Genomic DNA, 13,852 nt, shown 5'->3' on the forward strand with positions numbered 1-13,852 from the left:
GGTGTTGAACGGGCCTTTGATCTGTTAAAGCTGCATTTGCGAAACGCTGCGATTTACAATGGCCGACCTCTGATGGAGATCAGCCTTCTTGGATGTTCTCGAACAACTCTATGTTCACCTTGATCGGTGGATCATTGCCCCGGTCAGCGGGCAGTTCCTCGGTCTGTTCGATCTGAATGGGCGCCTCGGCGTGGGGTTTATCGTCGCCTCCTACAGCGTCGCCTACGTGCTGTTTCGCTATCGTAAATCCCGGCACCTCACGGCAGCGCCGTCGTTCTGGCAATTCATCGGCGGCAACCGCGTGTTCGGGCATCGCTCGGCGTGGCTGGATTATCGCTATTACTTCATCAAGGCCATTCTCAAAGTCATCTGGGTGCTGCCGATCGTCGCGCTGGTCGATCCGTGGATCCTGCGTTCCGGCGACTATCAGCAGTTTTTCAGCCATCTGTGGGGCGCGCGCGAACAAGTGCCGAATCACCCCTTCATCGCACTGTTCTACGGCGTCGGCGTATTTCTGCTCAAGGACTTCCTGCATTACTGGATTCATCGCGCCTTTCATTCGCGCTACCTGTGGGAGTTTCACAAGGTGCATCATTCGGCGCCGGTGCTGGTGCCCGCCACGGCGAGCCGGATTCATATTGTCGAAACCCTGGTCGAGCGGTTGGTGATGACCGTCGGCATCGCTGCGTTTGCCGGAGCGGTCTGGTACTACTGTGGTGGCGAAATCAGCCGCTACACCTTGTTCGGCGTGACCTGGCTGGTGCTGATCCTCAACAGCCTGGCGTCGAACCTGCGCCACAGTCATGTCTGGCTGTCGTTCGGCCCGGCGATCGAACACGTACTGAATAGCCCGGCGCAGCACCAGATCCATCACAGTGACGCCGCGCGCCACCGCAACAGGAACTTCGCCACCAATCTGTCGGTGTGGGACTGGATGTTTGGCACCTTATACGTCACCACCTCAACACCGGAGCCATTGCGCTTCGGCACCGGTGAGGCGGATCGCGAACGCTACCTGACGCTGTACAGCCTGATCGTCACGCCCTTTGTCGATACCGCCCGACGCTTTCTGCCCGCTAAGCAGCCGCGTGCTATCGATATGCAATAAAGGTATTTAATGTAAGTTTTTTATAGCGATACAGTCCGGCCTTTCAGCAAATCACTTCCCTGCTGCGAGGTTGTCATGGCCACACCGTTGAAACGTTCCGCGCTGACTCTGTTGGCTGCATCCTTGGCGGCCACTGCGCTGTTCAGCACTGGCGTCCACGCCGAAGGCAAGATCAGCATCGCCCAACAATTCGGCATTGGTTACCTGATTCTTGATGTGGTGCGTGATCAGCAGCTGATCGAAAAACACGGTAAGGAGCAGGGCCTCGACATCAAGGTCGACTGGAACAGCATCTCTGGCGCCACCGCGATGAACGAAGCGCTGCTGACCGGTTCGCTCGATGTGGTCTCGGCTGGCGTGCCGCCGATGCTCACCGTGTGGGACCGCACCAAAGGCAAACAGAACGTCAAAGCCATCGCCGCGCTCGGTTCGATGCCCAACTATTTGCTGACCAACAACCCGAACATCAAGACACTCAAGGACTTTAGCGACAAGGACCGGATCGCCGTGCCGGCGGCCGGCGTGGGTTTCCAGTCACGCACCTTGCAGATCGAAACCGCCAAGGAATTCGGCGACGCCCAGTACAAGAAATTCGACGACATCTCGGTCAGCCTGCCGCACCCCGACGCCACCGCCGCGTTGATTGCCGGCGGCTCGGAAATCAACTCGCACTTCTCCAGCCCGCCGTTCCAGTATCAGGCGCTGCAGAATCCCAACGTGCACAAAGTGCTGAGTTCCTACGACATCCTTGGCGGCCAAGCGACATTCAACGTGCTGTACACCACGGAAAAATTCCACGACGAAAACCCGAAGACCTACAAGGCGTTCTACGCCGCACTGGCTGAAGCCGAGAAAATCATCAAGGCTGACAAACCCGCTGCTGCACAGGCGTACATTCGTGTCGAACAGTCGAAATTGCCGCTGGCCCTGGTCGAGCAAATCGTCAAAGACCCGGAAATCGATTTCACCGTGGTGCCGCAGCGCACCTTTATCTATGCCGAGAAATTGCAGGAGCTGGGCGTGCTGAAGAACAAGGCAGGGAGTTGGAAGGATTACTTCTTTGAAGAGGCGCATGAGGGGGCGGGGAGCTGATACACGCAATACATCGAGCTGTGCGCCGCCCAGTAATCACTGTAACAAGTAGCCCGATGATGGGACTTTCCGGAATGAGATAACCTGTGGCGAGGGGATTTATCCCCGTTGGGTCGCGCAGCGGTCCCTCTTTTGATTCATAAAAGGATGGGCCTGCTGCGCAAGCCAACGGGGATAAATCCCCTCGCCACAGGGGGCGGTGTTAACTCTCTTTGTCGTCGAAGATGTCTTCAATGGGCATTTCGAACGCGCGGGCAATCTGGAATGCCAGCGGCAAGCTTGGGTCGTAGCGCTCATTCTCGATCGCATTGATGGTCTGGCGCGACACGTTCAGGCGTTCCGCCAGATCAACCTGTGACCACTTACGCTCGGCGCGCAGTTCCTTCAGGCGATTTTTCATTGGTAGCGGCGTCGTGCAATCTGCAGACCAACAATCCACATCAGACCCATCACCGGCCACACGCACGTCCACGGAATGTGCGGCGCGCCGACGTTTTCCAGAAAGCCATAACTGAAGGTCAGCAGTGCCGAGGCGGCGAAGGCAAAACCCAGGGCTTCGAACTGGATGCGCAGATGCATTTCATCCATGCGGCGCATGTTGCGCACGATTGTCCAGCACATCAGGCCTGCCGGAAGGACCGGGGTCAGAGCCACCAAGGATCGCAGAAGAATGTTGGCGTCCAGCAGGGATTGGCTGGCGATCAGGGAAAGGCTCAACACCAGCACATAGAGAACCAATGCGGCGCCCATTTCGAGGTAGTAGCGGTTCATGCTTCACTTCCTATGTAAAAGACCCTTTACATCCTCGCCGAAGAATTTTCCGATGTAAAGCACGCTTTCCATCAGCGCAAAAAAAACGGGGCGGCATGATCGTTAATCAGGCCGCCCCGCAGGTGTTTCAGTCAGTCAGATCAATGCATCTTGCTGTGATCGTGACCTTCCATGTTGGTCAGCGCACGAACCGGCGCTTTGACCTCGATGGTTTCTTTCTCGCCCTTGGCGTTTTCCACGGTCAGGGTCAGCGGCACTGTTTCGCCTTCTTTCAGCTGACCGCTGAGGCCCATCAGCATCACGTGGTAGCCGTTCGGATCAAGCTTGACGGCTTTGCCGGCCGGCAGTTCGACGAACTTCACCGGGCCCATGCTCATGACGTCGTTCTTCATGGTCATTTCGTGGATCTGCACGTCTTTGGCCACTGGTGTGGCGACGCTGAGCAGTTTGCTGTCGCTGTCGGCGGTGAGGGTCATGAACGCGCCGCTGGCGGTCTGGGTCGGCACGGTGGCGCGGACCCAGGCGTCGTCGACTTGGGTCTGTGCCGACGCCTGGAACGCCAGGCCCATCAGCGACAGGGTCAGCGCGGCGCGTTTGATGTGGTTCAGAACGGGTTGCATCAGCAAACCTCCATAACAGTAAGCAAATCTTCCGTGCATTGTTCTGCCGAAAGCGATGTGGACAGACCCAGGCGCAGACCGCCATTGGAGTCGTAAACGTAACTGGTGGCAGTGTGCGAGATGGTGTAGGTGTCGCCGGCCGGGACTTTCTCGTAGAACACGTCGAATTCCTTGGCCGTGGCCGCGGTTTCCTCAAGCGTGCCGTACAGCGCAACGAACGTCGGGTCGAAGGCTTTCATGTAGGCGTCGAGGATTTCCGGGGTGTCGCGTTCGGGATCGAGGCTGATGAAAATCACCTGCAAGCGGTCGCCATCGGCGCCCATCAGCTTCTTGATTTTCGCCGCGCGGGCGAGGGTGGTCGGGCAGACTGCCGGGCACTGGGTGAAACCGAAGAACACCATCGGCATCATGCCGCGAAAGCTCGACAGCGTCATGGTTTCGCCGTCGGTGTTCTTCAGTTTGAAGGTGCGTCCCATGATCTTGTTACTCAGATCCTTGCCGTACTTGTACGACAGTTGGCCGCGGGTGTCGCAGCCGGCGAGCAGGCCGAGCCCGAGTACGCCCATTCCCGCAAGCACCTTGCGGCGAGTCAACAAAGCCGTCATCTAATACCGCCTTTTGCAGCCCGTCAGTCGACAGGACTGGCGGGGGGTTAACCGTAAAAGCGGCGCATGATACCAAACTGAGACCAGACGACGGCTGCGGATCGCCGCGCGGTGTGGGATCTGGCGACAAAAGGTGTAAGAAAAAGTGACGAGTGCTTACTGCGCTTGCGCCGCATCGGCCCGCCAGCCGCCGCCCAGCGCGGTGTACAGGTTGACCTCGGCGACCAGTTGCGCGAGGCGGTCGGTGATCAATCCTTGCTGCGAACTGAACAGCGAACGCTGCGCATCGAGGAACGTCAGGCTGCTGTCGACACCGTTCTTGTAACGATTCTGCGCGAGGTTGTAATAGGTTTGCGTGGCCTCGACCAGATCGCGTTGCGCCTGCAATTGCTGCTGATAGGTGGCGCGCGCGGCGAGTCCGTCGGCGACTTCCTGAAACGCCGTTTGAATCGATTTTTCGTATTCGGCGACGGCGACGTCTTTCTGCAATTTCGAATAATCGAGGCTTGCGCGCAGGCTGCCGGCGTTGAAGATCGGCAGGTTGATTTGCGGTTGAAAGGTCCACGCGCCGGAACCACCGCCAAACAATCCGGACAGATCGCGGCTGGAAGTGCCGGCATTGGCGGTCAGGCTGACACTGGGGAAAAACGCCGCCCGCGCTGCGCCGATATTGGCGTTGGCGGCTTTCAGTTTGTATTCGGCCTGGAGAATGTCCGGGCGCCGTTGCAGCAAGTCCGAGGGCAAGCCGGCCGGCAGTTGCTCGACCAGATCACTGGCCAGCGGTTGTCCGGGCAAGGACGCCGGCACCGGCGTGCCGACCAGCAAGGTCAGGCTGTTCAGGTCCTGTGCGACCTGGCGCTGGTAGCGCGCCAGACTGGCTCGCGAACTATCGACGCTGGTTTGCGCCTGCGCCTGCTCCAGCGCCGAGGATTTGCCGGCATCGCGATTGCGCGTGGTCAGGTGCAGGCTCTGCTCGTCGGCGGCGAGGGTGTCGCGGGTCAGTTCGAGCAGTTCCTGATCGGCGCGCCAGGTCAGGTAGGCATTGGCGACGTTGGCCACCAGACTCAACTGCGCGCTGCGCCGTGCCTGTTCGGTCGCCAGCCAGGTTTGCAGCGCCTGCTCGCTGAGGCTGCGCACCCGGCCGAAGAAGTCCAGTTCGTAGGCGCTGATACCGAGGTTGACCGCGTAGGTCGAGTTGATCAGTGCCTTGCCTTGGGTCACGCTTGGCGGCATGCGCTGGCGTGATTCGCTGGCATTGGCCGACACCGCCGGGTACAGGTCGGCACGCTGGATGCGGTATTGCGCCTGAAACGCTTCGACGTTGAGCGCCGCGACGCGCAGGTCGCGGTTGTTGACCAGGGCGCTTGCGATGAGTTGTTGCAGCGCCGGATCGTTGAACAGTGTGCGCCAGTCTTCGCTGGACGTGGCGGCCTGCGTTGGCAGCGGATATTGCGTTGCAACCGGTGAGGCGGGCCGCTGGTAGTCGGGAATCAAGGAGCAGCCGGCCATCAGCATGGCCATGGACAGCAGAGAAAATCGCAACGTCGACATCAAACAGCCTCGTTCATGAAAGAGCAGATGCTTGTAGTGAATAACCTAAGCCAGACACTCCCCCCGTAGGAGCTGCGGCACGCTGCGATCTTTTGATCTTGTTTTTAAACAAAGCAGAATCAAAAGATCGCAGCGTGCCGCAGCTCCTACAGGGGGGGAAGTCAGTTGAACCGGCTCAGGCCCCGGCCATCCATTTCGCCAGCCCATGCCGGCCACTGACCCCCAGTTTCGCCGTGGCGCGCTTGAGATAAGTCTCGATCGAGCTGTTCTTGACCCTCAGCCGTTCTGCCATTTGCGGCACCGTGCCGCCGGTCAACAGGCCCAGGCACACCTCCTTTTCGCGTGCCGAAAGAACGATGCCGCTCAGTCCCAGGCGTTCATCGAATACCTGCGCCAGCGGGGCCTGATCCAGTTCGGCCAAGGGCTGGCGCGGTTGTCTGGCGAGGAGTTGCCGACTGATCTGCGCATGGCGCTCGATCAGCGGCAGCAAGGTGTCGGAAAGGCTCTTGAGAAATGACAGTTCCGGCAGGGAAAACACGCGTTGGGTGTGCGGTCGGTAAAACGAGATGACGCATCGGCGGTTCGAGGTGCGCGAGACCAGATTGCACTGGTGGGCGCTGTGCTGCGGGTGGCGTGGCTGGAGCGAGGCTTTCAGTTGGATCAACAGCGAGTCGTTCATCTCGATCATCTTCTGTAGCAACGGATGATCGTCCGGTCGCTGCAACGGGTCGGGCGGCGGGAAAGTCTGCGCCTGCCCGGCGCTGCCCAGCGGCTTGATCTCGACCACGCTGGCCTGACGCTCATCCAGCGTCCATTCACTCAGATCGACGCGGTTGACCGGCACCAGGTTGTCGACCAACTGGAACATGTTGGTGGCGAAGTGATCGTCGCCCGTGCTTGCAATCAGCTCCCCCAGTTGCCAGTAAAAGTGCGGGTTTTCCATGTTGCGAATGCTGCCGGTCAGATTCATATCCTTGTCATCCCTGTTTCAGAGCCATCACTGAATCGTCTGCCGTCTATGTAAAAGCCGCCCACGCAGTCATTTCTCCTTGAATGATCCGGTGGGGGATTTAAGCCTATGGATTTGTCCTACGTCTGTAGGGGAAAACAGGGACACAAAGTGCCACTATTTCTGAATCTTGGCGCCGGGGTTCTGGCGGGGCGCAACACCAGCGAGGCGTCGCAAGTGACTGTTCAGTCATGCCAAGACCCTGAAAACCGGGATAATGCTTTTGGCTTATCGGCGGTGCTCAGGCAAATGGCGGCGCTGCTATGTGGTTCTTTTCCTACAAGCTTTTCAGAATTTCCTCTCCGAACTTCTAGGCGGTGCCTACGCTAGCCACGCCAGAACGGCCAAACAGCCGCGTGCAGGCGACGTGGTTGTCCGGGTTTCAGGTGTCATGTCGGTGTCGGGGCCGATGCTTGAATACCCGGCAAATTACATGAGATGGATCTTATGCCGCCTATTTCTGCCAACGTGGCGGACGATCAGTCCGCGCCTGTCGAGACGTTCCCTCTGACTGCCGCCCAACGGGATATCTGGCTGGACCAACTGAGTCGCGGAGATTCGCCGCTGTACAACATTGGCGGTTACGTTGAACTGAGCGGGCCGCTGGATCCGCAGGTGCTGCAAGCGGCACTAGAGAGACTGGTTGCAGGCCACGATGCCTTGCGCACGGTGCTGCTCGCCGAGGTCGGTGACGACGGCCTGCCGCTGCAGGGATTTGCCCGGCAGTTGCCGGTGGCCATGCCGCTGCATGATGTCAGCGAGCATTCAGCACCACAGTCAGCGGCACAGGCGTTGATCGAAAAACAGATGGCGCAGGGATGCCTGTTGAGCGGCCAAGCATTGTTTCGCTTCAGCCTCATTCGCCTTGATCGGCACCGTCACTGGCTGGCGGCGCAGGCGCACCACTTGATCATCGATGGCTGGGGTTTCGGGCTGTTGTTCAAATCGCTGGGGGAAATCTACAGCGCGTTGTGCCGTGGCGAGCAGCCAGCCGTGGCAGCGCCGTCCTATGTCGGCTTCATCGACGATGACGCGCGCTACCGGCAGTCATCGCGCTACGAACTCGATCAACGCTACTGGCTGGACAAGTACCGCAGTATTCCCGAACCCTTGCTGACGCCGCGTCATCACGAACCCCTCGACCCTGAAACGGCGCCCAGCCTGATCCATGTCGAGGCTTTTCCGACGCTGTTGCACGAGCGCATGAAAGACACCGCACGGCAGCTCGGCGGCTCGGCGTTTCATGTGCTGCTGGCAGCGCTGCACGTGTATTTCAGTCGCACCGCGCAACGTGACGAGTGGGTGGTCGGCTTGCCGATCCTCAATCGCTCCGGGGCCATTTTCAAAAGCACCTTGGGCCTGTTCACCCAGGTCAGCGCGATGCGCTTGGGCTTTGGTCGAACACTGTCATTTGCCGAATTGATCAAGGCGATCGGCGCTGGCCTGAAGCAGGATTTCCGTCATCAGCGCTACCCGCTGAGCGAGATGAACCGCGCGCTGGGCCTGTTGCGCGAAGACCGTTCGCAGCTGTTCGAATTGTCGGTGTCCTACGAGCAGGATGACCATGACTACCGTTACGGTGAGGCGCCGGGGCACGTGGTCAAGGTCTCCAACCAGCACGAAGCGACACCGCTGGCCATTCACCTGCGCAGCAACCGTTACAACGACAAGGCCTGGTTGCATCTGGTGTATTCGCCGGCGTATTTCACGGCGGACGAGATCGCCTCGTTCACTGAGCGCTTGTTGCTGATCCTAGAACAAGGACTGGAATCTCCCGAACGGGCGATCGCCGATTTCGACCTGAGCACGCCGGCAGAAATCGCCCGGATCAATGAGTGGAACGACACTGGGGTCGGTTATTCGCAAGGTCAGATGATTCATCAGCGGTTCGAGTCGCGGGCAGCCGAACAGCCGGACGCGGTGGTCGCCACTTATCAGGGACGGACGCTGAGCTACGCCGAACTGAATCGGCAAGCCAATGCGCTGGCCCATCATCTGCTGGGCCTTGGCGTACGGCCTGATGAGCGGGTTGCGATTATTGCGCGCAGAGGCCTGGAAACACTGGTCGGGCTGCTGGCGACGCTCAAGGCTGGCGCCGCTTATGTGCCGATTGACCCGGCGCATCCGCCCGAGCGCCTGAGTTATCTGCTCAGCGACTGCGCTCCCGTGGTGGTGCTGACGCAAAGCGCTGTGCGCGAGCGCTTGCCCGCCACAGCGTTGCCAGTGATCGAGCTTGATCGACGTGAATGGTCTCTCGACAACATCACTAATCTCGACGTACCCGGGCTGAACACCGGCAACCTCGCCTATGTGATTTACACCTCCGGCTCGACCGGGCTGCCCAAGGGTGTGATGGTCGAACACCGCACGCTGGCCAATCTGGTCGATTGGCACTGCGCGGCATTCGCTCTTGGCGCCGGGCAGCACACGTCGAGCCTCGCCGGGTTCGGTTTCGACGCGATGGCGTGGGAGATCTGGCCCGCGCTCTGTGCCGGGGCGACGGTGCATTTTTCACCCGCGAGCGAAGGCAACGAAGACATCGACGCACTGCTCGCCTGGTGGCGTGCGCAACCGCTGGACGTCAGCTTCCTGCCAACACCGATTGCCGAATATGCCTTCAGTAAACAACTCGATCACCCGACCTTGCGCACCTTGCTGATCGGCGGTGATCGCCTGCGTCAGTTCAATCGTGCGCAGGGTTTTGCGGTGGTCAACAACTATGGCCCGACCGAAGCCTCGGTGGTCGCCACTTCAGGCCTGATCACGCCGGGGCAGGCGTTGCACATCGGCAAACCGGTGAGCAATGCCACGGCTTACTTGCTCGACGAGCAGCAGCGCCCGGTGCCGCTCGGCATCATCGGCGAGTTGTATGTCGGCGGCGCCGGTGTCGCGCGGGGTTATCTGAACCGTCCGCAATTGACCGCCGAACGCTTCCTTGACGACCCGTTCAGCACGCAGCCGGATGCGCGCATGTACCGCACCGGCGATCTCGCCCGTTGGCGCGGCGATGGTAATCTTGAGTACATCGGCCGTAACGACGATCAGGTCAAAGTTCGCGGTGTACGTGTCGAGCCGGGCGAAATCGAAGCCGCTCTCGCCAGCCATGCGGCGGTGCAGGAGGCCGTGGTGCTGGTGCGCGACGGCCAACTGTTGGCGTGGTTCACCGAGCGTGAAGCGCTGGACATTCTGCAATTGCACGCGCACCTGACCTCGCGCTTGCCGGCCGCCATGCTGCCGGCCGCTTACGTACGTTTGGCGACGTTACCGCTGACGGCCAATGGCAAGCTCGACCGCCAGGCCCTGCCGGCACCGGGGCCGGAAGCGTTGATCCGACGTCAGTACGAGGCGCCACAGGGTGACGTCGAAATCGCTTTGGCGCAGATCTGGGCCGAGGTCTTGCAGGTCGAGCGGGTAGGGCGTCACGACCATTTCTTTGAGCTGGGCGGCCACTCGTTGTTGGCCGTCGGCCTGATCGAACGCATGCGCCAGATCGGCATGAGCAGCGATGTGCGGGTGCTGTTCAACCAGCCGACACTGGCAGCGCTGGCAGCGGCGGAGGGCAGTGGTCGCGAAGTCGAGGTGCCGGCCAACCGCATTCCCGCCGATTGCACGCACATCACGCCTGACCTGCTGCCTCTGGTGCAACTGGATCAGGCGATGATCGAACGTATCGTCGCGACAGTGCCGGGCGGCGCCGCCAACGTTCAGGACATCTACCCGTTGGCGCCGTTGCAGGAAGGCATTCTCTATCACCACATCACCGCCGCGCAGGGCGATCCGTATCTGCTGCAATCGCTGTTGGCGTTCGACAGCATCGAGCGGGTCGAGGCCTTCGCCGTTGCATTGCACCAGGTCATGGCACGCCACGACATCCTGCGCACGGCCGTGGTCTGGGAAGGGCTGACGTCACCGGTGCAAGTGGTTTGGCGTGAGGCCATTTTGCCGGTGCAGGAGGTTGAACTTGACCCTGTCCACGGCGCGATCATCGATCAATTGCACGAGCGCTTCGACGCGCGGCGCTATCGCCTCGACGTCAGTCAGGCACCGCTGTTGCGTCTGATGTTTGCCCGTGATCCCTTGCATAACCGCGTGGTCGGCATCTTGCTGTTCCATCATTTGGTGATGGATCACATCGCGCTGGAGGCGATGCGCGAAGAAATCCACGCCTGCCTATCGGGTAGCGCCGAACCGCTGGCGGCACCGGTGCCATACCGCAACTATGTGGCGCAGACGCGTCTGGGTGTCAGTGAGCAGGAACATGAAACGTTCTTTCGGCAGATGCTCGGCGACATCGACGAGCCGACCTTGCCGTTCGCCTTGCACAACGTTCAGGGCGATGGCAGCAACATCGAAGAAGCCGAACAAGCTGTGGCGCCCGATCTCTATCAACGCATGCAGCAGCAGGCACGCTTGGCCGGCGTGAGTGTCGCCAGCCTGATCCACCTCGCTTACGCGCAGGTGCTGGCGGCGACATCCGCTCAGCAAAGTGTGGTGTTCGGCACGGTGTTGATGGGCCGCATGCAGGGTGGCGCTGGGGCCGATCGCGCGCTGGGGGTGTTCATCAACACCTTGCCGCTACGGGTCGATGTCGGTGAAGGCGCGCGCGCAGCGGTGAAGTCCACCCACGCACGGCTGAGCGCTTTGCTCGGCCATGAACATGCCTCGTTGGCGCTGGCCCAGCGTTGCAGTGGCGTCGCCGCGCCAGCGCCGCTGTTCAGCGCCTTGCTCAACTACCGGCACAGCGATGATGTCGAGCAAAAAACCTCCCGGCAAACCTGGGAGGGCATCGAGACGTTGGCCAACGAGGAACGCACCAATTACCCGTTTACCTTGAGTGTCGATGACTTCGGCACGGGCTTGCGCCTGACCAGCAGAACCTTGTCGAACATTGGCGCGCAGCGGATTTGCGCTTACGTGCAGGCGGCTTTGAACGGTTTGGTCGAGGCGTTGGAGACTACGCCGCAACGGCCGTTGAACAGTCTGGCGTTGCTGCCGCAAGAAGAACTGCACCAGCTGTTGGTCGAGTTCAACGATACGGCCGTCGATTGCCCGATGGACCAGCCGCTGCAGGCGCTGTTCGAGCAACAGGTGCTGCGCAAGCCGGATGCGATTGCGGTGCAATTTGCCGAGCAGCGCCTGACCTATCGCGAGTTGAACGAACAGGCCAACCGTCTGGCCCATCATCTGCGCGGACTCGGCGTACAAGCGGATTCGCGGGTAGCGATCTGCGTCGAACGCGGCCCTGAACTGGTGATCGGTCTGCTGGGCATTCTCAAGGCTGGCGGTGCTTACGTGCCGCTCGATCCGGATTACCCGCTGCAACGGCTCAACTACATGTTGCAGGACAGCGCACCGGTCGCGCTGCTGGTGCATGCGGCGACGCGCGATCTGCTCGGCGAACCCGGCGTGCCGTTGATCGATCTCGACCTCGGTTTATGGCAGGACCAGCCGCACGACAACCCGCAGGTGCCGGATCTCGGCGCGACGAATCTGGCCTACATGATCTACACCTCCGGCTCCACCGGTACGCCGAAAGGCGTGATGATCGAGCACCGCAGCGCTTGCAACATGGTGCATTGGGGCTCGCAACTGGCGCCGCCCACCGAACACGGCGCGTTGCTGCAAAAGGCCCCGTACAGTTTCGACAGTTCGGTGTGGGAAATTTTCTGGCCGCTGTGCTCGGGCATGCGCCTGGTGCTGGCGCGGGCCGACGGCAATCGCGATTCGGCCTATGTGACGCAAGTGATCCGCGAGCAGAACATTACCGTGGTCAAGTTCGTGCCGGCGTTGTTGCAGCAGTTCATCGAACAGGACGACGTCAGCCAGTGCACCAGTCTCACCGATGTGCTCAACGGTGGCGGCGAATTGACCGTTGCGCTGGCCCGGCAAGTGCGCGAGCGCCTGCCGTGGGTGCGCCTGCACAACGTCTATGGGCCGACCGAAACCACGGTCGATAGCAGCGGCTGGACATTGGAACCCGGTGAACCTGTGCCGCCGACATGGGTGCCGATCGGCAAGGCGCTGAGCAACACGCGGCTGTATGTCCTCGATGGCTGCGATCAACCGGTGCCGCTTGGCGTCAGCGGTCATCTGCACATTGGTGGGGCGGGCGTGGCGCGCGGCTATCTGGGGCTGCCGCAATTGCAGGCCGAACGCTTTATCGACAACCCGTTCGTGGCCGGTGATCGCCTCTATCGCACCGGTGATCTGGTGCGTTACGGCGCTGATGGCAATCTCGAGTTTCTCGGGCGCAATGATTTTCAGGTCAAGCTGCGCGGGGTTCGTCTTGAGCTGGGCGAGATTGAAGCGCGTCTGCTGGAGCATCCGGCCATTCGTGAGGCGGTGGTGCTGGTACGCGATGAGCGACTGGTGGCTTATTACAGCGTGCGTGCCGAGTCGGCTGCTCCGACACTTGAAGCGTTGCGCGCGCATGTGTTGGCGCGGTTGCCGGAGTTCATGGTGCCCGGCGCCTACGTACTGCTGGCGGCGCTGCCCCTGACGCCCAACGACAAAATTGATCGCAGGGCGTTACCGGAACCGGGGGCGGAGGCGCTGCTCAGCCGGCCTTATGCCGCGCCCGAAGGCGACGTGGAAACGGCCCTGGCGCAGATCTGGGCGCAGGTGCTCAAGGTCGAGCAGGTGGGGCGCGATGACAATTTCTTCGAACTGGGTGGGCACTCGTTGCTGGCGGTCAGTCTGGTCGCGCGCATGCGCCTGGCCGGGTTGCATGTCGACGCGCGCACGCTGTTCAGCCAGCCGACACTGGCCGCGCTGGCGGCACAGACCTCGCGACAGGCGAAGCAGGTCGAGATCGCCCCGACCACCATCCCCAACCTCAACCGCAAACGCCGCCTCTGACCTCTCCCTGTAGGAGCTGCCGCAGGCTGCGATCTTTTGATCTGCCTTTTTAAGAACAAGATCAACAGGTCGCAGCCTGCGGCAGCTCCTACACAGGCGAGTAGCGGGAGGGCGGCTTGTCCCCGCTTCCCATGTCAGACACCCACGGCTCGATGTTTTAGTTTTTCCAGGCTGCGCGCCGCGTGCACGGACTCGCTGCTGCGCGCTCCTTTTTTCCGCATTTACAGCAGGTTACCTC

General features: G+C 60.8%; 9 protein-coding genes. 3 read left to right on the forward strand and 6 right to left on the reverse strand.

Features of this window, described 5'->3' with window-relative positions:
• Positions 1 to 88: 88 nt before the first annotated feature.
• Positions 89 to 1,108: a sterol desaturase family protein gene (locus tag QOL84_RS03365; protein ID WP_283436165.1), complete on the forward strand. Its 1,020-nt coding sequence runs from the start codon at positions 89 to 91 to the stop codon at positions 1,106 to 1,108.
• Between the two features lie 75 nt (positions 1,109 to 1,183).
• Complete coding sequence (locus QOL84_RS03370; protein ID WP_283436166.1) at positions 1,184 to 2,200, forward strand: ABC transporter substrate-binding protein; 1,017 nt, start codon at positions 1,184 to 1,186, stop codon at positions 2,198 to 2,200.
• Positions 2,201 to 2,402: 202 nt separating this feature from the next.
• Here QOL84_RS03370 and QOL84_RS03375 read toward each other — a convergent pair whose 3' ends face one another.
• The 6 genes from QOL84_RS03375 to QOL84_RS03400 all read right to left on the reverse strand — a co-directional run bounded on the left by QOL84_RS03375 (position 2,403) and on the right by QOL84_RS03400 (position 6,717).
• On the reverse strand, positions 2,403 to 2,600 hold the full coding sequence (locus QOL84_RS03375; protein ID WP_283436167.1) for a helix-turn-helix transcriptional regulator: 198 nt from the start codon (positions 2,598 to 2,600) through the stop codon (positions 2,403 to 2,405).
• Positions 2,597 to 2,971 carry a hypothetical protein gene (locus tag QOL84_RS03380; protein WP_283436168.1) on the reverse strand — a complete coding sequence of 125 codons (375 nt, stop codon included), beginning with the start codon at positions 2,969 to 2,971 and terminating at the stop codon, positions 2,597 to 2,599. The genes QOL84_RS03375 and QOL84_RS03380 overlap by 4 nt, the downstream gene beginning before the upstream one ends.
• A 140-nt stretch (positions 2,972 to 3,111) precedes the next feature.
• Complete coding sequence (locus QOL84_RS03385) at positions 3,112 to 3,591, reverse strand: copper chaperone PCu(A)C (protein WP_283436169.1); 480 nt, start codon at positions 3,589 to 3,591, stop codon at positions 3,112 to 3,114.
• The gene (locus tag QOL84_RS03390) at positions 3,591 to 4,196 is read right to left on the reverse strand and encodes an SCO family protein (protein WP_008079652.1); all 606 of its coding nucleotides are present in this window, start codon (positions 4,194 to 4,196) and stop codon (positions 3,591 to 3,593) included. Before QOL84_RS03390 ends, QOL84_RS03385 begins: the two co-directional genes overlap by 1 nt.
• 156 nt (positions 4,197 to 4,352) lie before the next feature.
• Positions 4,353 to 5,747, reverse strand: a complete 1,395-nt coding sequence (locus tag QOL84_RS03395; protein ID WP_283436170.1) for an efflux transporter outer membrane subunit — start codon at positions 5,745 to 5,747, stop codon at positions 4,353 to 4,355.
• A gap of 175 nt (positions 5,748 to 5,922) precedes the next feature.
• The gene (locus tag QOL84_RS03400) at positions 5,923 to 6,717 is read right to left on the reverse strand and encodes a helix-turn-helix transcriptional regulator (RefSeq protein WP_283436171.1); all 795 of its coding nucleotides are present in this window, start codon (positions 6,715 to 6,717) and stop codon (positions 5,923 to 5,925) included.
• Positions 6,718 to 7,203: 486 nt separating this feature from the next.
• On the opposite strand from QOL84_RS03400, the gene QOL84_RS03405 reads away from it, so the two are divergent.
• Complete coding sequence (locus QOL84_RS03405) at positions 7,204 to 13,614, forward strand: non-ribosomal peptide synthetase (RefSeq protein ID WP_283436172.1); 6,411 nt, start codon at positions 7,204 to 7,206, stop codon at positions 13,612 to 13,614.
• The last annotated feature ends 238 nt before the right edge of the window (positions 13,615 to 13,852 follow it).

The organism is Pseudomonas helmanticensis, from assembly GCF_900182985.1.
GTDB lineage: Bacteria > Pseudomonadota > Gammaproteobacteria > Pseudomonadales > Pseudomonadaceae > Aquipseudomonas > Aquipseudomonas helmanticensis.